Genomic DNA, 23,181 nt, shown 5'->3' with positions numbered 1-23,181 from the left:
TCCAGTCGTGAGGGCCATGTCAGTGACGGGTGGTGCCGGTTGCCATGCCGCACAATGCGTCGTACAGCGGCTGGTAGAGCATCCGGACGAGAGTGGGGTCAGCGGGGTCGATGAAAAGGGCGGGGTCGGCGTCGGGAGCGAAGTAGGGGGCGAGGACGGCCCGTAGTCCGGCCAGCAGGCCGTCGTCCGGACCGCTGAGACGGGCCGACTGCGCCGTGCCGGCTCCGGGCGCGGTCGCCGCCGCGTACCTGGGGGCGAACCTGGCATCCACGAAGACCACCCTCGCCGGGACGCCACCGCGCACCAGGCGCCCGATGACCTGCCAGATCGTCACCAGCTGATCCCATGCGAAGGACCTTTTCTCTGTGGGGCTCAATCGGGAGTAGACGTAGCGGCGGGAGAGCAGCCGGCGCCACTCACGACGGGCCTCGTGGCGGAAGGCGAGCCCCGCCGCGTCGAGGTCGTCGGCCTTGGCCACCAGCTCGCTGAAGGTGATCCCTCCCGGAACGGGGAGGTCGCGCACGAACCGGGCTGTCCAGTCGTTGACCGCGAAGACCGCCAAGGACAGATCGTCGGGGCGTGGGTGCGGGCGGGCGAGGAACAGCACGGTGCCGAAGGCGGCGGTGCGCTGCGTGTTGAGGATGTTGTGGCCGCGTTCGATCGCCATCAGGGGAGCGACCAGCAGTTCGGCGTCCGGATCCTCGGCGAAGGAGGCCAGGTCTCCCCGGCGTACGGCGGTGGCATGGGTGCGGCCGTCGGCGCCGAGGCCTCCTCCCCGTACGGCCTGCTCCAGGTCGGCGTCGTCGGCGGAGAGCACCCGGACCCGGCCGCGCCAGCGCTCCATCTCCTGCAGGGCGTCGGCGGCGGCGTTCGCCTCCCGGTAGCTGCCCACCAGCAGCAGGGCTCGACGACGGTGATCGTCGCTGATCTGAGCCAGCTCCTGTTCGAGCGGGCTGGGCAGTCCACCCCGGGTGGGACGTCCCAGGCGTGCGATCATTCGGCGCAGCACCGCAGGGCGCACACTCTGATCCTGACCGGACAGGCTCAGCGGCGTGTTGTCGTCGTCGTAGAGGAAGTGCGTGTGGAAGACGGTGTCCCGGATGGCGTCGAGTGCCCGGGCGTCTGGTTTGAGCACCGCTTCGACGGGTGCCAGGACATGAGCGCGCGTGGAGGTGCCCGCCCAGCTGGTGCCTGACATGAGCAGCACGTTGGGGCCCGGACGCCCTGCGGAGGGGCCAGCGCCCAGTCCGGGCAGGGACAGCAGCAGTTCCCGGCCGACCCCGGCGCAGCGGAAGAACCGCAGAGTGCCACTGCGGCGACCTTCGGAGTCGTGTCCGTGTTCCTCGGGAAGATACTGGAAGCCGATGACATTGCCCATAGGGGCTTCGGGGACGACCGGGGCGTAGTCGAGCGGCGGCCGCCTGGAAAGCTCGTTGTCGGTCGAATCGAGGTTGAGGGCGGCCTCGACCTGGGGCCACAGAAAGGTGAGCCGGTCGAGCCGCTGGTGCAGTGCGGCGAGCAGGAGCGTGAATTCGAGCCGTTTGGTGGTGCGGTCGTACCAGGGGACGCTGCCGGGGACGTCGGCCGGGTCGGGCTCGCCGGTGTGCCGGCGAGTGGGCGCCGGCGGGGAGCCGTCCAGGAGAGGTGAGCCTTGGAGGAGTAGATCCAGGACCGCGCGTACTCGCTGCCGTGTGCCTTTTTCGTTCAGAGTGTGCAGCAGGTCGTGAGCGGCTTGGACGAGGCGGTCGGTGTCGGTCCCGTAGGGACCGCGGTCACCGAGCGGATCGTCGCGGAAGGCGTCCAGGACGGCGGTGACCTCCTGTCTGCGGTCGGCCCCGGGGAAGGCTTCATACGAGCAGGACGGTGTCGCGGCCTCGGTCTGCGCGAGTCGCTCCTCGTCTTCGTAGAGAGCTGTTTCGTCGGGTACGCCGTCGGCGAGGTCGGAGGCGGCTGGGGATCCGGAGGCGCTCTGGAAACTCTCGCCGGGAGCCGGATACCAGCCGGCGATCAGCTTCTCCTGCAGGGTCCATGCGCTGAAGTACTCGATGTCGGCCCAGGTACGCAGGTCCTCGTCGCTCATGAGCATCGCGTACAGCCGGTCGGTGGCGACGCTCACCACGTTGAGTGAGACGGCCCAGCGCTCGACGTCACGTTCGGAGAGCGGCAGGCGACCCTGTCGCGCCAGCTCATCGATCTTGTGGGTGTGAAGCTTGTCGAGCCAGGATTCGGGTCCCCGGGTCACCAGGGTCGCCGATGGGGCGAACATGGTGTCCAGCTGCATCTGCACCCGGTCGGCCTCGTCCACGATCACGATGTCGCTGCGCAGGCAGGCCAGTTCCAGATAGCGCAGCCGTTCCTCGTTGAGGTGGTTCGGCACCGGGCTCTGCACGAGGCTGGCCGGATTCGCCACCCAGATCAGGGCGTCGACGAGTTCCCGGGCGGCACTGTGCCGGGGGCAGGCGCTCCAGATCGGGCAGCCGTGCGCCCGGCCCAGGGGTTCCGGCCGCTCCTCGCCCGGGGTCGGCATACCGGCCTGGTAGGGGTCCGGCAACGGCACTCGGCCGGAGGTGGGCTTCGACGTCTTACGGGCGGGATGAAGGCCCGTACACGGGGCGTCCGCGTAGCGCAGCGGCTCACCGGCCTCGGTGCCGCGCAGGGCGTCGACGACGCAGACGGTGCTCAGATCGTCGAAGCCCGGGTCGTCGTGGGTCAGCAGGGACCCGGGGGCGCGGGCGGCCAGACGGCGGTGCAGCCGCTGCACGTGGGTCTCCCGGGTGGTCATGCCCAGCACGGGGGCCGCGGCCAGGCCGAGCCCTCGGAAGAGCGCGGTGAGCGTGAGCTGCTCGGCGACGTCGCCGACCACCAGTGTGGTGCGCAGTCCCCCTCCGGCGGCCCAGACCGCGATCAGTGACATCAGGGTGCTCTTGCCCGCTCCGACCATGCCGACCAGGTGGAGTAGCCCGTCCAGATCGAGCGCTTCGGCGGGCGCGAAGCCGAGGCCGTCGGCCGTGCGGGTGTCCAGCTCCAGGTCGTTGAGGCGCCGTTCCCAGTTGCCGGGACGGCGGCCGAGCCGTTGTTCGGCGTCGAGCCGCTGCTCGGTGTCGTCCATCCGGCGGGCGGTCTCCGCGAGCTCCGCCAGAGGCACATGCAGCGGCCGGCCCTCCCGCATGGCCGTTGTGGTGAGCTCGTGGCCGGGAGCGGGCGCGGGGCGCAGGGACTCGGGCAGGGTGACGGAGGTGATCCGGCGGCGCTCGATGAAACGGCTCGGACCGGGTTCCGCGAGGGGCAGCTCGCGCCGGGCGAAATCCGGTGTGCCCTCCAGGGCGGCGTCGTATGTCGCGAAGCGGTCGGCCGCGACGATGGGCTCCACCCGCTGGGCGGGACCGTCGGCCGAGGGCAGGCGGTAACCGCGCAGCCGCTCGGGAAGGTCCTGGTAGGTCTCCAGGCACTGCAGCCACATACGGCGACGGCGCAGGGTCCACAGCAGGTGCCGGGCCGAGACGAGCAGCCGCTCCTCGTCTTCGGTGGAGGTGAGGCCGCGGGCACGGGCGAACGGGTAGCCGCCGAGGAGCACCCACACGCCGTCGGCGGGACGCTCGGGGTCGAGGCGTTCCAGAAGCCGCAGGCCGAGCTCGACCTGAAACAGCAGGGACGGCTTGGTCCCGGCCTGTTCCGGTGGCCAGAACCCCGAGACGCCGGAGACGAGAGGCCGGTACCAGCTTTCGGCGTCACGCATCGGAGGCTCCGTTCCCAGACGGGTCGTCGCCCGGCTGCACGAGGCGGGCGGCCGAACCGGTGTCGCCGCGCAGCCGGGCACGCGCGGCCGAGACCAGCCGCCGGTCGGTGAGCAGGGGGAGGCCGTTCGCGACGTGTGCACGGTTGCGGGCGTACACCTCCAGATAGTCCTGGCGGGCGTCGACGCGATATTGGGGGACCACCCAGCACGCCTCGTCGTATGGCGGCTCCGGCCGGACCGTGGTGGCGGCCCGGCCGAGAAGACCCGGGTGGGCCCAGTCCTTGACGTCGACGGCCCAGACCCAGCCGTCGGGGAAGGTGATCCGCAGGTCGTAGGCGTCGAAGCCGGGCCACATCTCTACGGACAGGCGCAGGGACCTGAGCTCTCTTTCCAGATCGGCCTCAGCCCGGCCGGGACCGGTGACGAACTGCCGCAGCGGTCGCTTGAGCTGCGACAGCGATCCGACCTCGTCGGCGCGCAGCCTTCGTCCGGGGGGCGGCTGCCCCTGGCGACGGCAGCGGTCGCGCTCGCACCACCAGCCGCCGTCGGTGAGGGGAACGAGCAGCGTCAGGCAACGGGCGCAGGTGACGTACACACCGTCCTGGCAGAAGCTGTCCGGGACGTGGTCGTAGATCTGCCCGATGATCTCGAGGACCGGTCCGAAGGCCAGGTCCGTGACGACCTCGAACATGTCGTTGCCGGTGAGGACGGGCCTTTCCACCAGCAGACGGCGGAAGGCGGTGTAGGACTCGGGGTCCTCGCTCTCCCGGCACAGCCGCATCGCGGCGCGGATCACCGCACGGTCGTACTGCTCCGCCGCGCTGTCACGGGCACGGACCCACCACTCGTGGCACAGCTGGGTGGGTCTGTCGGAGTCGAGGTCGATGAGGAAGTCGTCCGGGCCGAAGGCGTCCCTGGGCAGCTCCAGAGGCCAGTCCTCGATCGGGCGGGTGCGACACCAGATGAGGAGTTCCGGCAGGCTCCCGGGAGGCTCGGCGCCCCGCAGCAGGCAGGCGAGCACCGTGCGGTCCAGGGCACGCTGGGCCTCGGCGGGGTAGGGCAGAGCGAACGCCTCCAGGTCGGTGATCTCGGCGAGCCGGACCACGGCCGTCGCGATCGTGTGCAGGAGCGTGACACCAGTGTGCGTGGACCAGTCCGTGAGGGACGCGGAAGACGGGGGCGACGGCATGGACGGCCTCCTGGCGGGGGTTTCTCGGGAAGGGTTCGGGCGGGTCGGATCCGGGAGGGGCGGTCCGGGGGAAAGGGGGTTTTGCCGGGGCCGGTGCTCTCAGCGGAGCGGGGCAGGCGGCGTGGCGAGGTGCTCGCGGCCGGGGCGGCACCAGTCGAGGGCTTCGCAGTCGCCGCAGCGCCGGCCGGGATTCGGGGCGTAGGAGGTGTCCCGCAGCCAGGGCCCGGCCATCTCGGCGATCACTGTGCGGGCCTCGTCGACGATGGAGGGAAGGCCGGGATCCAGCTCCTCCAAGCCGCCGTCGTCCGGATAGAGCATCTCCAGCTCAATCCGGGATCGGCGGGTGTCTCCGCCGAGCACTCCGGAGGCCATCATGAGGACGGCGAGGGCGAGCTGGGGATAGGTGCGCATCAATGACCTCCCTTCCCGCAGATGGTTGCCCGTGGTCTTCGTCTCCCGCCAGATCCATCCACCCGCGCGGGTGTGGAGCAGATCGGGGGTGGCGATGACGACGACGTCGAGCTCAGGGTCATAGCAGGTCAGCTGAGGCTGCACCCGCACCCGCTCGCTGGGACCGAGCCCGTCGAGCGGGCACAGGGCCGCATGTTCGGCGATCATGCGGGCGCCGGTCCGGGCCTCGTCACCGGTGAGGACATGACCTCCGGCGGACCAGTCGCCCGGATCCTCGGGTCCCGCCGCGTGTCGGCATCCCCGGAGGGGAAGGGCGGCGTGCCGCTCGTTCAGCCAGGCATCGACGGCACGGCCCCGCAGGATCGCGGCACTCTCCGGACGTGAGGATCTCAACTTCAGCTGGCGGGTGAGGTGGAACCGGGCGGGGCACTCGTCGTGAGTTCGCAGGTCGCTGGCGGACACACTACGCCGAGGACGTGGTCTGCCGGGGAGCAGGGCCAGCAGGCCGGGAGCCTCGTGCAAGGCCGTACACCCGCCCAGGGCCTTGCAGTCGACGCAACTGGAGCCGGGGACGTGCGTGGTTCCGTCCACCGCTCGGCCCAGGGCCGGTACGGCATGCTCGGTGTAGCGTCTGCCGACCTCCTCCAGGTCCCAGTCGAGCAGAACGGCGCTGCTGCCGTCGCCGCAGCCGACGCCCACGATCCGAACCTGCCGGGGACGGTTCATGCGAGCGGCGGGCAGCCCCTTCACGGGCCGGTAGGGCTTGCCGTACCGCGCCGTGCTCGGGATGCCGAAGGCGACGGTGTGGGCCGCCGCCGCCAGTTCCGAGTCGGAGCGTTCCTTCTTGACGGCGCCGAAGGACAGCAGCCACAGCTCGCGGACGCTTCCGTCGGAGGAAAGGTATCGGCGTCCCCAGGCGGTCTGCTCATAGCGGGTGGCGCCGCGACGGTCGGGTGATCTGAGGGTTCGTCCCACCACCCATTCGTCCCGGACGGGGTGGGTGCGAGCCGCCCTCCCGGCCTCCTCGGCGGTGCGGGCGGCAAGATAACGGGGCACCGCGGCGGCGGTCCACTCGACCAGCCCGGGATGAGCGGGAGAGCGGCCTTCCCGGTCGAAGGTGCCACGAGTCCGGCGAAGTTCCTCTATCGCCTGCGCGACCGTCAATCTCTGATGTTCAATCAGGTCAAGCGTGTCCATTAGCGGTTTCAGGGTGAAGCCCTGCAGTTCCTCGCGGCGGCGGGGCGGTTCGGGGTCCGCCTGGATCCAGGGACGGCTCTTGACGGCGACGGCGACGGGGCAGTCGCGGGAGTCCTCCCGCGCTATGGGCAGTCCGGTGCGCACGAGCGAACCGTCGCCGGCGGTACCGGGGGGCGGAATCCAGGCGGTCATCGGACCCCCTCTGTTGGGTCGGGTCATATGGGTGGGGCTGATGCGGCAGAGCGGCAGCGGCCAGTCTTAGGAGAGCATCTACTGTGAACTGAGTCAAGAGATGAATAACTTGTCATTAGGTTCACGTACACTGCTCCTGTCGTTACGGAGGCGACATGAGCGATTTGTGGGACATGTGTGAACACCGTCCGGAAGGTGAACATGGAGCCTGGAGACGAGCTGGACGGCCGCTACCGGCTGGTGAGGCTTCTCGGCCAAGGCGGCATGGCCGAGGTGTGGGAGGCCTTCGACATGGGAGGAGACCGTGAGGTCGCCGTCAAGGTCGTCCGCCCCGCCCGGGACCTCGTCGGCCAGTGGTTCGACACCGAGCACATGAACCAGGGCCGGATGGAGCTGCACGGCCGCTTCCGTCGGGAGGGGGTGGTCCTGGCCGGCCTGAGTCACCCCGGCATTCCGGAGCTGTACGGCAGGGGTACCCACGGAGACCGCCCCTACATCGCGATGCGGCTGGTGAGGGGCAAGTCACTCCACCGGTTCCTGGAGACCCAGTGGCCGTTCGCGCGGTCCGTGGTGGTCGCGATAGCCTGCCAGATCGCCGACGCCCTCGCCTGCGCGCACGCGGCCCGGCTGATCCATCGCGACCTCAAGCCGTACAACGTGGTCATCGACCGTGACGGGACCGTCGTCCTCATCGACTTCGGTATCGCCCTGCCTCTGAGTCCCGGTGTCACCCGCTACACGGCGCAGGGGGCGACGCTCGGCAGCAAGGGATACATGGCGCCCGAGCAGATCAGGGAGGAGCCGCTCACCCTGCGCACCGATCTGTATGCCTACGGGTGCGTGATCTTCGAGCTGTTCACCGGACGACGGCCGTTCGGGACCGAGAGGGGGCTGAGCATCGTCCGCCAGCACCTGGAGAGTGCTCCGCCGTCGGTTCAGGAGTTCGCGCCCTGGGTGCCGGACGACATCGCCGAGCTCATCCTTAGGCTTCTCGCCAAGGAGCCGGGCGACAGGCCCCCCGACGTCCAGACCGTCCTGAAGATACTGAGGCCTTACCTTCCCGTCCCCGGCGACCCGGCTCCGGACCCCCGGGTCGACCCCGACCCGACGCGCGGGTTCAGGGAGCCGGACGGATCTCCCGCCGGGGGCGCCGACGCCGCGCGCCACCCCGTGGCGGCTCTGCGGGCCGCCCGCTCACGCCGGGCGGGCACCTGGATCAGCCGCCGGAGCGTCGAGGAGGTTCTGGCCGAGGTCGGCAAGGAACTGGCCGAAGGGCAGGCCGGTCCTGCCACCGAGCGTCTCGCCGAACTCCTGCCCGCCGCGCGGCGTCAGTTCGGCGCCGACCCGCTCGTCCGGAGGGCGCGGACGGCCTGCGCCGACAGCCTGCGCATCGCGGGGGACTGCGTCCGGGCCGGCGACCTCTATCGGCAGCAGGTCGACGACATCGGGGGATCGGCCGATCCGGTGGTCAGGGCCGAGAGACTGACCGCTCTGCTGGGAGTCGCCGAGTGCCGCATCCCGTCCGGGGAGCTCGACGCGGCGTTGGAAGGCCTGCGCGACGTGGTGGGCGCGGCCGGTGCACTGCCCGTCGGGCTCGCCGAGCGGATCGTCGTCCGCTGTGAGGACCTCGGCGTCGAGCTGTCCGAGCTGGGGCGCGACACGGAGGTGAATGAGATCCTCACGCCGCTCAGGCGCCGCAGGCCGTGACCGTCGCCGGGTAGACCGTCACCCTGGCGGGGTGCCCGGGCACGGATGCCGCCCGTGTCCGGTCGCGACGGCCCGGACGGGCGGGTCGTCGTTCACATTCGGTCCCCGGGCAGTCTTCCGGCGGACAGGCCGTCGGTCAGCCCCTTCACCAGTTCCCTGCCCACCGTCCCCGCCTCCCGCAGTGACCGCTCGAAGGCCGACAACCGTCTGAAGGCCTCGCCGTAGAGGCGTTGCTCCTCCAGCGGCAGACGCAGCACCTGGAGCCTGCGGACGTCGATGCGGGAGGAGGTGGAGGCGTGGGTTCCCGCTCTCCGCGCGTTGGCCGGGGCGCGCAGGCAGCCCGCCAGGAACCATGGGTCGAGCAGTGCGGGATCCACCCGCAGGGCGAACAGCTGTGGACCCAGCACTGTGGGGGCGTCGGTGTCCACCCAGGCGTCGAACGCCCGGTAGGCGCCGACGATCACCACCTCGTCCGGAGCGGTCACCGTGAGGGTCCCCGCCGCCTCGCCCGTTGCGGATTCCCGCGCCGGCAGCCAGCCGGCCGGTCTGCCCGCAGCCAGCACGTCCGAAACGGTCAGCACGGGCAGGGCGTCCGCCGGGGCGTCGCCGGTGCGCACCGCGCCGTCCGGTGGTTGCTGTCCGGACCGCAGCGTCAGCGTCCCCGCCCGGATCAGGTCGCCCACGGTCACCGCACCCTGGCCGCCCTGCTCCTCCGCGCTCAGTTCGAGTTTGGACAGTGTGACGGTCAGGTCCCGCAATTCATGAAGAAGGGTGCCGAACCGACTCCACGAGCGCCGCAGGCTCAGGCCCTCCGACGCCGCCCCGGGCACGTGCCGGGCCGGGGTGAGATCCACCTCATCGTCCAGCAGGTCGATCACCGGCACCGAGGCGTAGGCGCACGGCCGATCCTCGCCGTCGTCTCCCGCCTGTACGGCCGACAGCACGCTCCTGCGCAGAAGCGGCCAGTCGATCCCTGCCCGGCCCGTCCGCTGCGCCGAGCCGGTCGTCTCCGGTTGCGTGTCGGCGGCGTCCACCAGTAGGACTTCCGAACTCGGATCGGGTCTTCCCTCGTCGGGTGCCCGCAGCACCCACAGGTGCAACGCGACACTGTGGGGAGGCGCGCAGCCCGGCGGCAGCGCGACGACCGCACGTAGCACGCCCGCGCGCAGCAGTGCGGCCCGGATCCGGCGGCCCGCCTTGCGGGAGGCGACCGCGGGAGGCAGCAGCAACACCGCCGTCCCGCCGGGCGCCAGGCGGGCAAGAGCATGCTGCACCCAGGCCAGCTCGGACTCGGTGCGAGGCGGCAGGCCGTACGTCCAGCGCGGATCGGTTGCGAGCTCTTCGTATCCCCAGTCGCGTTCGTTGAACGGCGGGTTGCACAGCACCACGTCGGCGTGGACGTCCGCGTGCGGGTCGGCGCGCAGCGTGGCCCCGGGCAGGACGTCGCTCTCCCAGGCGACTGCGCGCCCCGAGGCTTGTCCGGCGAGCAGGAGGCGTACGGCGGCCAGAGCCGCCTGAACCGGGTCGGTGTCCTGGCCGAGCAGTCTCAGCGGGCTGTCCGGAGTGCGTGCGCCCACCGGATCACCCCACCGCCGGGCGGCGGCGAGCAGAAGTCCGCCGGTGCCGCACGCCGGGTCCAGCACGGTGTGGGCGTTGCCGTACCCGCCGTCGCGAGCCGCCTCGGCGAGCTCGGCCATCAGGTCCGCCAGCGGGGGCGGGGCGACACCGATCTGCCGCACATGCGTGTCGAGCCAGCGGCCGAGCAGGAAGTCGAAGACGTCGTAGGCGCCGTGTTTCCTCGCCAGTTCCACGGCCCTGTCCACCAGTGACCGCTGGGTGCCGGACAGCCCGGCTTCGATCCGGGGGTCCTCCGCCGCGCCGAGCCTGGCGCCGGTCGCGGCGATCGCCGTTCCCATCGCGTCGCGGTCCCCAAGCGCCTCGAACTCCGGCCACAGCCGTTCCCGGCTGCCGACCTCCTTGAGCTTTCCCTGCCGCCGCAGCCACTCCTCCACCTGCGACAGCGCGAACTGCGGACTGGTGTCCGTGCCGCCGACCGGTGTGGGAAAGCTCTCGTGACGGCGACGCCAGTTGCTGACGGCCGCGCGGCCGACACCGGCGATCCTTGCTATTTCCGCCAGGGTGACGGAGACGGACGGGTCAGCGGAGGGAGGCATGGTGTCTCCGAGTAAGGGACAGGAGGGTGGCGACCTGCCACCGAGAGACGCGGGGCGGAATCCGCCTGCGAAGGCAAGCACCACCGCGGCACCTTTGGCAAGGCCCTCTGGAAGCCTATCCATGGACTGAGTTCACCCAAGGGCCGGCTCTGCCGTCGGCAGGCAACATCACCACTAAAACCAGAGCGAGGTGCCGTAAACGGGCAACTGGGCCAAGGGGTGCGTGTGCATCCCGCTACAGTCTCCTCAGTTTCCTTGATCGAGGAGAAGACCGCATGCGGCATGGGGTGAGTCACGACTCGCGGACGCTATGTGCCATCTTGCTGAATCCCGCACTCCGTCCTGCTGCCGAGACGATCTCATTCCGTAACCTCGGTTGCGTCCTTCCCCTGGTCCAGTGCGGTCGCTTCCATCTGGCCAACCTCTTGGATGTTCCTTCGAAGGATCAGACTCAGCTCGGCGCTACTGTGATCAAAGAATCGGAGATAGCCCGTTCTCGAGCCTTGCTCGCGGAGGCAGTCCTTGGAGCTGACGAGGTCCTGTTCGCGTGGGGTTCGAATCGGGTGTCGGGACAGACGGGTGCCGTGCTGCGGCAGCAGGTGTCCTGGCTGGGTCAGCACCTTAGAGATGCCGGTGTCCGCCAGGTATGGATGGTGGCAGGCGCGCCGCGGCATCCTTCCCGATGGCGGCAATACGTGGGGCCGGAGAAGGCTCGAGTGGAAGGCAGCACCTTTGAGGAGCGCATAGCGAAGGTGCTGGCTGCTCACTCCCTCGAATAGCAATGAGGCGGACAGTGCTTTGGCGCGTGTACCTCACGAGGGAGATTGTCTGGAAATATCTACAAATAGGACATCGGGGCAGCCTCGAGACCTGGCGAACGAACTCCTGTAGCGCGGGTCATAACCGGTGTAACTTTGCCCGGTAATGCAGCTCTTCGGAGGGCTAGTGGAGGCGGGTCGGATGATCATCGGCGACCGCTATGAGCTGGACGATCTCCCGCTCGGCCGAGGCGGCATGGGCGAGGTTTACGGAGGCTACGACCAGAAGCTGGACCGCAGGGTCGCTGTCAAGCTGATCCGTTTTCCCTATGGCCGGTCCGACGAGACTCTGGTGAAGCGCTTCATCCATGAATCGCGAATCATGGCAAAACTGGAGCATCCCGGCGCGCCCGCCCTCTATGAGGCGGACGTCTACGAGGATCCGAGCTTCGGCCCCCGGCCGTTCATGGTGATGCAGTTCGTCGAAGGTGCCACGCTGGATCACATCCTGGGAGAGCATGGCGCGCTTCCCCTCGGTTGGGCTGCGGGAATTGCCGCCCAAGTCGCGGCCGTGCTGTGTGCCGCCCACGAGCGGGGCATATTCCACCGTGACCTCAAGCCGTCGAACCTCATGGTCTGTCATGAGGGCACGGTCAAGGTGCTGGACTTCGGCCTGGCCATGTTCCACGATCCTGAGCTGCCCAGGCTCACTCGGACCGGGGCCATCATGGGCACACCCGCCTACATGTCGCCGGAGCAGGTCCGGGGCGCGGCGGTGGGTCCCCAGAGTGATCTTTATTCCCTCGGACTCGTCCTCCACGAGATGCTCACCGGGCAGCGGGTGTTCGACGGGTCGACGGAGTATCACCTCTTCGAGATGCAGGTCCACGAACCCGCACCTTCGGTGCGGGTTCACCGTTCTGATGTGCCTGAAGAGCTGGACCGGCTCGTGCAGCGACTGCTGGCGAAACGCGCGGAGGACCGACCTGCCCAGGCCAAGGCGGTTCACGACGCTCTGCTGCCCTTTGTGAACGAGGTGAGACCTCTCCTTGGCGTCATGAGCCCTGGCCTCAGCCCGGTGCGCATGTACGCGGAAGTCGTCAGCCGCATCGCAGGCGGGGCGGATGCGCGTTCCGAGCCTGTTCCGCGGACGGCGACCTCGCCAGAACCGTTCCAGCAGGCCACATCCGGGGGCTTCGACTTCAGCCATGGTGACCTCGCCCGGGCCTGCAGCCAGGCCGAGGCGCTGGCGAAGGCGTCGCGTTACGGTCAGGCGGTCGAAGTGCTCAGTGCCGTCGTGGTCCCCGCTGATCGGATGCTGGGTCCTCTCGATGACGAGGTGCTCGCTCTCCGCCTGCGCCTGGCGGAAGTGCTCTTCGAGGGTGGGGACTATCGCCGGGCGGCTCCGGCCTTCGGCGAGTTGCACCGGGACAGGGCGCGTAAGCACGGCCCCTATGACGAGAGGGTGCTCCACTGCCGCCGCCAGGAGGCGACCTGTCAGGCCCTGATGGGGGAGACGGGGAAAGCCCTGAGCATGCTGAAGGGTCTGCTGGCCGATGAACAGGCCGTCTATGGCGGAAACGATCCCCGGCCGCTGGAGTTGAGACGGCAGATCGGGCTCCTCGAGCTCGGCGCGGGCGACACCGAACGCGCCCGTCTGACCTTGTCCGCCCTGCTGGACGATCTAACTCGGCTACACGGACCGGAGCACCCAGACGTGACCAAGGTCCGTAACAGTCTCATCCGACTCACCATGTGACCAGTCCGTCACTATTTGCGGTGACCGCAACTCAAATCGGGTGAGCTTAGTTCACAAATTCTTCTTGTGTGGACTCGTTCTTTGTGTGTACATTTTACGAGCGCTTGAGGAATTCTAGTGCGACCTATGGGCGCACAAAACCTTAGAGCCCTATTAGCAACATGAGTAGTTTGTTAACGCGTGTCCGATTTAAGTAATTATGTCTAATACTCCAGGCTTGTCGCGTGAGGTGCGTCAGGCCTATTAAAGCTGGGTGAAACCCATCAGCATCGTAGATCGGGTATTTGGCTCCGTGCGGACTGACCGAAAAGGCTTTAATGCCGCGACATATCTCCCCTGTCTTGTGGGTGGGGACTCGCGGTGACAGGAGTCAGGCTTGAGGATCTGACTCCTGGGGCCGTCGTCGGTGGGGTGACGCCGAGCGGTGACGTCTCCGTGGTCGCGATCAAATGGTATGGATCCAACGCGGTCAACCTCACCTACAAGTCCGGCGACGGCCAGGTGGCCGACCAGCTCCTCTACAGGGACCACGAATCCCGGCTGAGCCTGCGCAAAGCTTCCGCCGCCTACGGGTTCGACGGCGACGGCGCCTTCTTCAAGCTCGCCGCAGAGGCGCTCCGCATCCGCATGGCCGCCCGATTCGATCCGATGCTGGCGGTGACCACCAGCGATCTAGAGCCACTGCCGCACCAGATTCAGGCGGTGTACGGCGAACTGCTCGACCGCACTCCGCTCCGCTTCGTCCTCGCAGACGACCCCGGCGCCGGAAAGACGATTATGGCTGGGCTCTATATCAAGGAGCTCATGCTCCGTGGCGACTTGGAACGATGCATGATCGTCGCGCCGGGCGGGCTGGTCGAGCAGTGGCAGGAGGAGCTGCTGGAGAAGTTCGGCCTCCGGTTCGAGCAGCTTACCCGCCAGCTCATCGATGCCCAGCTCGACCAGAGTGTCTTCGAACGCTACCCGCTGCTTCTCGTCCGCATGGACCAGCTCTCCCGGAGTGAGGAGCTGCAGGCGCAGCTCCAGCGGAGCGACTGGGACCTCGTCGTGGTCGACGAGGCCCACCGAATGTCCGCTCGCTACTTCGGCGACGAGCTGAAGAAGACCAAGCGCTACCTACTCGGCGAGCTCCTCGGCAGGCACGCCCGCCACCTGTTGCTGATGACCGCGACCCCGCACGCCGGCAACGAGGCCGACTTCCAGCTCTTCATGGGCCTGCTCGACTCCGACCGCTTCGAGGGCAAATACCGAGAGGGCATCAGCTCCGCCGACACCGACGGCCTCATGCGCCGCATGGTGAAGGAAGACCTGCTCACCTTCGAGGGCAAGCCGCTCTTTCCCGAGCGCCGCGCCTACACGGTGCCGTACGACCTGTCACCCGCCGAGCGCGAGCTGTACGAGGTCGTCACCGACTACGTCCGCGAGCAGATGGGCAGGGCCCAGCAGCTCGCCGCCCAGGGCGAAGGCCGCCGCGGCAACACCGTCGGCTTCGCGCTCACCGTCCTCCAGCGCCGCCTCGCCTCCAGTCCCGAGGCGATCCTCCAGTCCCTGGTCCGCCGCCACAAGCGTCTCCAGCAGCTCCGCCACGAGCTGGCCACCGGCGGAAGCCCCCTGGAGACCCGGCTCAGGGAGCGGCTCGCGAGCGCACTCGGCAAGGCCCCCGAAGACCTCGACGCCGAGCTCGACGACCTGTCCAGCACCGAGGTCGAAGAGCTCGAGGACGACGTCGTCGACGCCGCGACCACCGCGCAGACCCTCGCCGAGCTCGACAAGGAGCTCGAGATCCTCGTCGACCTGGTCGAGCTCGCCCGCCGGGTGCGCAACTCCGGCACCGACCGCAAGTGGAGCGAGCTGTCCGAACTGCTGTACGGCAATGTCCTGATCCGCGACACCGACGGCGCTCCGCGCAAGCTCATCGTGTTCACCGAGCACAAGGACACCCTCGACTACCTCGTCGAGCGGATCCGCGGACTGATCGGCCGGGAGGAGGCCGTGGTCGCCATCCACGGCGGCGTCTCCCGCGACCAGCGCCGCCGAATCAAGGAGCTGTTCACCCAGGACAGGGAGTGCCGGGTCCTCGTCGCCACCGACGCGGCGGGCGAAGGCCTGAACCTCCAGCGAGCCCATCTCATGGTCAACTACGACCTGCCGTGGAACCCCAACCGGATCGAGCAGCGCTTCGGCCGCATCCACCGCATCGGCCAGACCGAGGTCTGCCACCTATGGAACCTCGTCGCCGCCGATACCCGCGAAGGCGCCGTCTTCCTGCGTCTGCTCGACAAGATCGACGAGCAGCGCCGTGCCTACAAGGGCAAGGTCTTCGACGTCCTCGGCGAGGCCTTCCATGGCGAGCCGCTGCGCAAACTGCTCATGGAGGCCATCCAGTACGGTGACCGGCCGGAGGTCCGTGACCGGCTCAACCAGGTCATCGACGCCTCGGTCGGCGAGGGCCTCGACAAGTTGATGACCGAGCGCGCGCTGGCCCACCAGAGGCTGGGCGAGACCGACGTCGCCCAGTGGCGGCTGCGTATGGAGGAGGCCCAGGCCCGCCGCCTGCAGCCGCACTACGTCAAGGCGTTCTTCCTCGCCGCGTTCAAGCTGTTCGGCGGGCGCGTCTCCGAGCGTGAGTCCGGCCGCTACGAGATCACCCACGTGCCCGGCGACCTGGTCGAGCACGACCGCCAGATCAGGGTGGGCGTCCCGGTGCTGCGCCGCTACGAGCGCGTCGCCTTCGACCGCGAGCTCGTCCGGCCCGCCGGCCGGCCCCGGGCGGACCTGCTCGCCCCCGGCCACCCGCTGCTCGACACGGTGGTCTCACTGGTCATCGAGCGGTACGGCACGCAGCTCAAGCAGGGCGCGGTGCTGGTCGACCGACGGGACGTGGCCGAGGAGCCGCACGTGCTGGCCGCCGTCTCCCAGGAGATCGCCGACGGCCACGGCCGGGCCGTCAGCAAGCGCTTCGACTTCGTGGAGGTCGGCCGGTCCACGGCCCGCACGGCCGGCGCCGCACCCTACCTCGACTACGCGCCCGCCTCGGAAGAGGAGCGGCGGCTCGTGGCCGGAGTGCTGGAGGAGAGCTGGCTGGCGAGCGGTGTGGAGGACGTCGCCGTCGGCTGGGCGATCGGGAACGGCCTGGCCTCGTTCGTTGACGAGCTCCGGGCGCGGCTGGCGGGGGAGACCGCCCGCACCCGGGCTCTCGTCCGGCAGCGCCTCCTCCAGGAGATCAACTACTGGGACACCCGCCACGCCGACCTGCTGGACGCCGAGCTGACCGGCAAGACGCTGAAGATCCGCCCGGAGACCGCCGCCAAACGGGCCCGGGACCTGGAAGCGCGGCTCAACCGCCGGATGGCGGAGCTCGACCGGGGCGAGCTGCTCCAGGTCCGGCCCCCGCTGGTGGCGGGGGGCGCGCTGGTAGTCCCGCAGGGCCTGCTGGACCGGCTGGCCGGGCTGCGCGACGGCCCGCCGGAGGCGTACGCGCGGGAGACGGCCGAGGTGGAGCGGCGTGCGGTGGATCGCGTGCTGGCCGAGGAACGCAAGCTCGGGCGTCTGCCGGAGGAGATGGCGCACAACAACCCCGGCTACGACATCCGCTCCCGGACGGTGGACGACCACTGGGTCTTCATCGAAGTCAAAGGCCGAGTAGACGGCGCAAGGGACTTCCACGTCACACGTACGGAAGTCCTGACAGGTAAGAACACCGGTCCGAACTTCCGGCTCGCGCTGGTCAGCGTGCACCCGGACGGTACGACACATGACGAGGTCCGCTACCTCGTCGATCCCTTCCGGGATGTGAACTTCGGCGATTTCGCCGCCACCGACCTCGGTGGCGACTGGAACAAGGAATGGGCACGAGGAGGAGCACCGGTATGAGCACTGGTACGGGTTCGGGTGGATACCGGCGCAAGCTGATCGAGGTGGCACTTCCTCTGGAAGCCATCAATGAGCAGTCGGCTCGCGAGAAGTCGATCCGCCACGGTCACCCGTCGACCCTGCACCTGTGGTGGGCCCGCCGACCGCTGGCCGCCTGCCGGGCGGTGCTCTTCGCCCAGCTCGTGGACGACCCGTCCTCGCACCCGGAGGAGTTTCCCACAGAGGAAGACCAGGCGCTGGAGCGTAAGCGCCTCTTCAATATCATCGAGCGGCTCGTCGACTGGGACAACATCAACGACAAGGCCCTCTATGAGGAGGCCAAGACCGAGATCTGGAAGTCCTGCGACGGCAATCCGCCGCCGATCCTCGACCCGTTCGCCGGGGGCGGCTCGATCCCTCTGGAGGCCCAGCGCCTCGGTCTGGAGGCGCATGCCTCGGACCTGAACCCGGTGCCGGTGCTCATCAACAAGGCGCTGATCGAGATCCCGCCGAAGTGGGCGGGGCGCCCTCCAGTCTTTCCCGGTGTGGCCGAGTCCCGAATGGGGGACTGGCCCAGCGCGACCGGCCTTGCTGAGGATGTCCGCCGATACGGCCAGTGGATGCGGGACGAGGCCGAAAAAAAGATCGGCCACCTCTATCCCAAGGCCAAGCTTGAGGATGGTACCGAAGTCAATGTCATCGCGTGGATCTGGGCCCGCACTGTCACCTGCTCCAACCCGGCCTGTGGCGGAACTATGCCGCTGGTCCGGTCTTTCTGGCTCAGTCAGAAGAAGGGAAAAGAGTGCTACGTCGAGCCGATTATTAAAGAAAAGCGCGTCCGTTTCGAAATTCAGAGGGCCAAAGGTCGGCCTCAAGAAGGCACTGTCGGCCGTGCTGGCGCCATCTGCCTAATCTGTAACACTCCTACCCCTCTGTCCTATATTCGTGCGGAGGGGAAAGCCAAACGGATGGGCGCTCAGCTGATGGCTGTCGTTGCGGAGGGTCCGCGGACGCGCTATTACCTCGCCCCTGCGGAGGAACACGAGCAGGCTGCAGACATCCCTCGCCCTGCCGATGCGCCTGAAGGAGAGCTTCCGGAGCAGGCTCTTGGCTTCCGAATCCAGGGTTATGGAATGACCACGTGGGCAGACCTGTTCACCAACCGGCAACTTGTGGCACTCACTACGGTCAGTGATCTAGTGGCCGAGGTGCGAAAACAAGTTCTCGCCGATGCTCTTGCTGCTGGTCTTGTGCAGGGGGCGCCGCTCGCTCAAGGAGACACTGGTGCAGTGGCTTACGCAGATTCAGTTGTAATCTACTTGGCCCTGGCTTTTAGTCGGACTGCGGATCTTAATAATAGAATTGTGACGTGGTCGAGCAGTCGCGATCAGGCGAGAAATCTATTCGCCCGACAGGCGATACCTATGTCCTGGGATTTTGTCGAAGTAAGTCCTTTTGCGGGAGCGGCGGGAGATTTTGGCGTTTCTCTTGAAACTGCTCGCAAGGTGCTTGGAAACGTTCCTGCCCGACTGTCGGGATCGGCGCATCAAATTAGCGCTACTGATCGTTCTTATAAAGAAGTCGTCGTCTCTACCGATCCGCCATACTATGACAACATTGGTTATGCAGATTTGGCGGACTTCTTCTATGTCTGGTTGCGACGATCGCTTGGTCCTACCTTCCCTGATCTGCTCGGTACTCTGTTGACACCCAAAGTTGATGAACTTGTGGCTGATCCGTTCCGCCGTGGCGGCAAGGACGAAGCAACGAAATTCTTCGAAAATGGGTTTCAACGGGTCTTCGCTCTAATTCGGCAAGATGCGCCGGAACACTTTCCGATCGCGGTTTTCTATGCGTTCAAACAGTCTGAGATGGATGAGAGTGGTGAGGCGTCGACCGGTTGGGAAACACTACTCGAAGGCATGATCAGAAGTGGCTGGACGATCACTGCTACATGGCCTATCCGTACCGAGCGTGCAGGTCGATCACGTGAAATCGGCAGCAACGCGCTTGCGTCCTCGGTGGTGCTGGCGTGTAAGCCACGCCGCGAGACCGCTGGGGTGACCGACAGGCGAGGGCTGATCAACGCGCTCAAGGCAAAGCTTCCGGGCGCGCTCCGGGACCTGCAGCAGGGCGGTATCGCTCCGGTGGACTTGGCGCAGGCGGCGATCGGGCCGGGGATGGCGGTGTTCTCTCGGTACGCCCAGGTGGCCGAGGCCAATGGCTCTCCGATGCGGGTCCGGACGGCGCTCATCCTGATCAACCAGATCCTCGCCGACGTGCTCTCGGAGCAGGAGGGCGACTTCGACGCCGACACCCGCTTTTGCATCAAATGGTTCGAGACCTACGGCTTCGACGAGGGGAAATTCGGCCAGGCCGAGACGCTCTCCAGAGCCATGGACACCACTGTGGCCGGTCTCGACCGCTCAGGGGTGCTCAAGTCTCGCGGCGGGATCGTCCAGCTCCTCAGCCCGCATGAGCTTCCTTCGGATTACGACCCGCAAGCCGATGACCGGATCTCGGTCTGGGAGGTGGTCATGCACCTGGCCAGGCGACTGGACGAGAAGGGCATTGGCAAGGCCGGTCAGCTCATGGCCGCCGCGAAGCTCAGGATTGACCTCGACACGGCCAAGGAACTCGCCTACCTGCTCTTCTCGATCTGCGAGCGCCGTAACTGGGCCAAGACGGCGTTGCTGTTCAACGCGCTCGGCTCGGCGTGGTCAGAGATCGAGAAGGTGGCACGCACCGCTTCACCTGCCGCGATGACGCAGGGAACGTTCGACTTCACCCCCGAAGAGGACTGACGAGATGGCGCTGAGCAACAGGGACAGGATTGGCCGCGGTCTCGAGATTCTCGGGGTGGGGCTGGAGCCGTTCGTCGAGATGATGATGAGCATGGCCACGCCCGGGAGCCAGGACTGGGCGAAGGTCATCGAAGCACGGGATGCGGCGAAGCATGGCACCAACAAGGTCTACGAGAAGACCGACGTGCGCTTTCTGCTCAGAATCATCATCGAGGAGTGGCGGGTCTTCAAGGATCGGCTCTCCCGAGTGGAGCAGAACTTCGCCGGCGAGTTGAAGGAGGTCGGCAACAAATGGGCGCACACTAAGCCGTTCTCCGGTGACGACACCTACCGTGCCCTCGACACGATGGAGCGGCTGCTGGTCGCGGTCGGCGCCATGGACCGAGCCGACGAGGTGCGTAAGCTCCGCCTCGACCAGCAGCGGAGCCTCTACGACAGCGAGACTCGCAAGGCCGCCCAGTCGGTGACCTCCATGCCCAGTATCGAGGCCAATGGGCTGAAGCCGTGGCGGGAGGTCATCACCCCGCATCAGGATGTCGCCACGGGCACGCTGGACTCGGCTGAGTTCGCCGCTGACCTGCACATGGTCTCCATCGGGGAGAGCAACAGCGAGGAATACTCCGACCCGGTCCAGTTCTTCCGCCGCACCTATCTCACCGACGGCCTGAAGGACCTGCTGAAGCGGGCCGTCGCCCGGGTCGGTGGGGACATGAACGCCACCCCGGTCTGGAACCTGCAGACCAACTTCGGTGGCGGCAAGACCCACTCCATGCTCGCCCTGTGGCATGTCTTCTCCGGTACCCCCCTGCACGTGTTCCCGCAGGAGGTCGTCGATCTGCTGCAGGGGATCGACACCAACGCGGTTGGTGCGAAGGTCAACCGGGCCGCGCTCGTCGGCAACCACATCGACCCGGCGGCCGGAAAGGTCAAGGAGGACGGCACGCACGTCCGCACGATCTGGGGCGAGCTGGCCTGGCAACTCGGCGGCCGGGAGGCGTACGAGATCGTCAGGGAGGCCGACCAGGCGCACACCAACCCGGGTGACGCGCTGCGTAGGCTTCTGGCGGCGTACTCGCCGTGCCTGGTCCTCATCGACGAGTGGGTCGCCTACGCCCGGCAGCTCTACGGGCGTGACGACCTCGAGGCCGGAACGTTCGACACCCAGTTCACTTTCGCGCAGACCATCACCGAGGCGGTCAGGGCCGTGCCCGGCGCGCTGCTCGTCGTCTCCATCCCCGCTTCCAGCCAGGGCGAGGCGGAGAACGGGATCATGGGCAGCGCGCTGGAGGTCGGCGGCGTCAACGGCCAGGCCGCCCTGGATCGGCTGCAGAACGTGATCCGCCGCATCGCGGAGCAGTGGCAGCCCGCCCAGGCCCACGAGTCCTTCGAGATCGTCCGGCGCCGTCTGTTCGAGGAGCCCGACGCGAAGGCCAAGGCCGAGATCGGGGCCATCGCCAAGCAGTTCTGGAAGTTCTACAACGACCACAAGGGCGAGTTCCCGCGCGAGTGCTCCGAGGTCTCCTACGAGAAGCGGATCATCGACGCCTACCCGATCCATCCGGAGCTCTTCGACCGGCTGTACGAGGACTGGTCCACCCTGGACAGGTTCCAGCGCACCCGTGGTGTGCTGCGGCTGATGAGCGTCGTCATCCAGAAGCTCTGGCAGTCCCAGGACGCCGGACCGCTGATCATGCCGGGTTCGGTGCCGCTCAACAACCCGGCCGTGGTGAGTGAGCTGACGCAATACCTCCAGGACAACTGGAAGGCCATCATCGAGACCGACGTCGACAGCGAGACGGCCACGCCGGTCCAGATCGACAGGGAGCGGACCGTCTTCGGCAAGCGGGCGCTCACCCGCCGGCTGGCCAGGACGCTCTTCTTCGGCGCCGCGCCGACGCTGACCAAGCAGCACAAGGGCATCGAGCACCAGAACATCTGGCTCGGTGTGGCCATCCCCGGCGACGTCGTCGGCAACTTCGGCTCCGCATTGCACGTGCTCACCGACCGGGCCACCTTCCTCTACGTGGACGGTGCCCGCTACTGGTACGACACGCAGGCATCGGTGGCCCGCACGGCCAAGGACTACGCCGAGCGGCTGCACAAGGAGGACGTCTGGCTGGAGATCGTCACGCGGCTGCGGGCCAAGGAGCTCAGATCGCGGGGGGACTTCTCCGCAGTGCACGTTACCGACGACAGCGCGGACGTGCCGGACACAGGCGATGCGCGCCTGGTCATCCTGCACCCGAGCGTCGTCCACTCGAAGAACGACGACGGCTCCTCGGCCCGGGACCTCGCCCAGCGGATCCTCGACAGGAAGAGCAGTGCCCAGCGGATCAACCGCAACATGCTCGTCTTCCTCGCCGGTGACGCCAAGCGGATGGAGGAGTTGGCGGAGGCCGTACGGGAGTATCTCGCCTGGAAGCACATCGCGGGACGCGAGGAGGAGCTGGACCTCACCAAACAGCAGGCGAAGCAGGTCACGACCCGGCTCGCCAACGCCGACCAGGCCGTGGAGCTGCGTATCCGGGAGACCTACTACTGGGCGTTCGTCCCCGCGCAGTTGCCTGGCGGCCACATCACCTGGCAGACCGAGAAGGCCGACGGTGGCAGGGACCGGCTGGCCGAGCGGGTCAGCGCCAAGCTGCGCCAGATCGATGCGCTCCGCATCATCCAGGCCGCCTCCGTCATTCGGGGGAATCTGGACAACGAGCTCGCCAGCGTTTGGCAGAAGGGCCACATCTCCGTCAAGGAGCTGTGGGACTACTACTGCCGCTATCCCTATCTCCCGAGGCTCCGTGGCCGCGAGGTGCTGGACGACGGGATCGCCGCCGGACTCGACGAGATGGACTGGGAGCGCACCGGCTTCGCCCTCGCCACGGGCTTCGACGGCGAGCGGTTCGAGGGACTGGCCATGCCGCCTCGGGGGCACTTCGGGCAGATCACCGACAACACCCTGTTGGTCCGGCCTGACCTCGCCCTGGCCCAGCGCGATGCAGAGGAAAGGGCAAGGACCGAGGCTGAGGCCGCCCAGCGAACCCAGCCGGCTGACGGAGGCGTCAGCGCCGCCGGGGCGGGCACCGGCTCGGGCGAGGTCTCGATCACCATTCCGAAGCCCGGGAAGCCGGCTCCGACCCCGCCGCCCGGCCCCAAGAACGTCAGGTTCTTCGGGGCCGCCAAGCTGGATCCGGAGTTCTACCAGAAGAGCTTCACGAAGATGGTCCAGGAGGTCATCCAGCACCTGGCCGCGGCGGAAGGGGCGGAGCTGGAGCTCAGCATCGAGATCACCGCGCGCAAGGCGGACGGCTTCCCCGAGGACAAGGTCCGCATCGTCTCGGAGAACGCTCGCGTGCTGAAGTTCGACCAGTTCGGCTTCGAGGACCGCTGAGGCGCCTGACGTGCCCG

Annotated in this window: 9 protein-coding genes; 5 read left to right on the top strand and 4 right to left on the bottom strand. The window is 67.9% G+C overall.

What is annotated here, in order from left to right; all coding sequences use genetic code 11:
- Positions 1–19: 19 nt before the first annotated feature.
- The 3 genes from ACQPYK_RS39975 to ACQPYK_RS39965 form a co-directional block, all read right to left on the bottom strand.
- Positions 20–3,736, bottom strand: a complete 3,717-nt coding sequence (locus ACQPYK_RS39975) for a hypothetical protein (RefSeq protein ID WP_433243521.1) — start codon at positions 3,734–3,736, stop codon at positions 20–22.
- Entirely contained in the window at positions 3,729–4,925 is a 1,197-nt protein-coding gene (locus tag ACQPYK_RS39970) for a hypothetical protein (protein ID WP_433243518.1), read from the bottom strand. Before ACQPYK_RS39970 ends, ACQPYK_RS39975 begins: the two co-directional genes overlap by 8 nt.
- A 99-nt stretch (positions 4,926–5,024) precedes the next feature.
- Positions 5,025–6,725 carry a PD-(D/E)XK nuclease family protein gene (locus ACQPYK_RS39965; RefSeq protein WP_433243515.1) on the bottom strand — a complete coding sequence of 567 codons (1,701 nt, stop codon included), beginning with the start codon at positions 6,723–6,725 and terminating at the stop codon, positions 5,025–5,027.
- Between the two features lie 201 nt (positions 6,726–6,926).
- Between ACQPYK_RS39965 and ACQPYK_RS39960 the strand changes: the two genes are divergently transcribed.
- Positions 6,927–8,432 carry a serine/threonine protein kinase gene (locus ACQPYK_RS39960; protein WP_433243512.1) on the top strand — a complete coding sequence of 502 codons (1,506 nt, stop codon included), beginning with the start codon at positions 6,927–6,929 and terminating at the stop codon, positions 8,430–8,432.
- A 92-nt stretch (positions 8,433–8,524) separates the two neighbouring features.
- On the opposite strand, the gene ACQPYK_RS39955 is transcribed toward ACQPYK_RS39960, so the two are convergent.
- Positions 8,525–10,606 (bottom strand): N-6 DNA methylase, encoded by a 2,082-nt coding sequence (locus ACQPYK_RS39955; RefSeq protein WP_433243509.1) that lies wholly within the window; start codon positions 10,604–10,606, stop codon positions 8,525–8,527.
- Positions 10,607–11,566: 960 nt separating this feature from the next.
- On the opposite strand from ACQPYK_RS39955, the gene ACQPYK_RS39950 reads away from it, so the two are divergent.
- The 4 genes from ACQPYK_RS39950 (at position 11,567) to ACQPYK_RS39935 (ending at position 23,164) form a co-directional block, all read left to right on the top strand.
- Positions 11,567–13,123, top strand: coding sequence for a protein kinase domain-containing protein (locus tag ACQPYK_RS39950; protein WP_433243506.1), 1,557 nt, complete (start codon positions 11,567–11,569; stop codon positions 13,121–13,123).
- Positions 13,124–13,483: 360 nt separating this feature from the next.
- Positions 13,484–16,996, top strand: coding sequence for a helicase-related protein (locus ACQPYK_RS39945; RefSeq protein ID WP_433243503.1), 3,513 nt, complete (start codon positions 13,484–13,486; stop codon positions 16,994–16,996).
- Positions 16,993–19,779, top strand: coding sequence for a DUF1156 domain-containing protein (locus ACQPYK_RS39940; protein ID WP_433243500.1), 2,787 nt, complete (start codon positions 16,993–16,995; stop codon positions 19,777–19,779). Before ACQPYK_RS39945 ends, ACQPYK_RS39940 begins: the two co-directional genes overlap by 4 nt.
- Positions 19,780–19,783: 4 nt before the next feature.
- Positions 19,784–23,164, top strand: a complete 3,381-nt coding sequence (locus ACQPYK_RS39935) for a Swt1 family HEPN domain-containing protein (protein ID WP_433243497.1) — start codon at positions 19,784–19,786, stop codon at positions 23,162–23,164.
- Positions 23,165–23,181: the final 17 nt, after the last annotated feature.

The organism is Streptosporangium sp. CA-135522 (assembly GCF_050949235.1).
In the GTDB taxonomy this organism is placed as follows: domain Bacteria; phylum Actinomycetota; class Actinomycetes; order Streptosporangiales; family Streptosporangiaceae; genus Streptosporangium.
Note: the sequence above shows the minus strand (reverse complement) of the source record. Positions and strands in the feature narration are given on the sequence as shown.

What these genes read in the sequence shown, in the direction of transcription:
- ACQPYK_RS39950 (WP_433243506.1), top strand. Translation starts at nt 11,567, where the DNA reads ATGATCATCGGCGACCGCTATGAGCTGGACGATCTCCCGCTCGGCCGA.
- ACQPYK_RS39965 (WP_433243515.1), bottom strand. Translation starts at nt 6,725, where the DNA reads ATGACCGCCTGGATTCCGCCCCCCGGTACCGCCGGCGACGGTTCGCTC.
- ACQPYK_RS39975 (WP_433243521.1), bottom strand. Translation starts at nt 3,736, where the DNA reads ATGCGTGACGCCGAAAGCTGGTACCGGCCTCTCGTCTCCGGCGTCTCG.
- ACQPYK_RS39940 (WP_433243500.1), top strand. Translation starts at nt 16,993, where the DNA reads ATGAGCACTGGTACGGGTTCGGGTGGATACCGGCGCAAGCTGATCGAG.
- ACQPYK_RS39960 (WP_433243512.1), top strand. Translation starts at nt 6,927, where the DNA reads ATGGAGCCTGGAGACGAGCTGGACGGCCGCTACCGGCTGGTGAGGCTT.
- ACQPYK_RS39955 (WP_433243509.1), bottom strand. Translation starts at nt 10,606, where the DNA reads ATGCCTCCCTCCGCTGACCCGTCCGTCTCCGTCACCCTGGCGGAAATA.
- ACQPYK_RS39970 (WP_433243518.1), bottom strand. Translation starts at nt 4,925, where the DNA reads ATGCCGTCGCCCCCGTCTTCCGCGTCCCTCACGGACTGGTCCACGCAC.
- ACQPYK_RS39935 (WP_433243497.1), top strand. Translation starts at nt 19,784, where the DNA reads ATGGCGCTGAGCAACAGGGACAGGATTGGCCGCGGTCTCGAGATTCTC.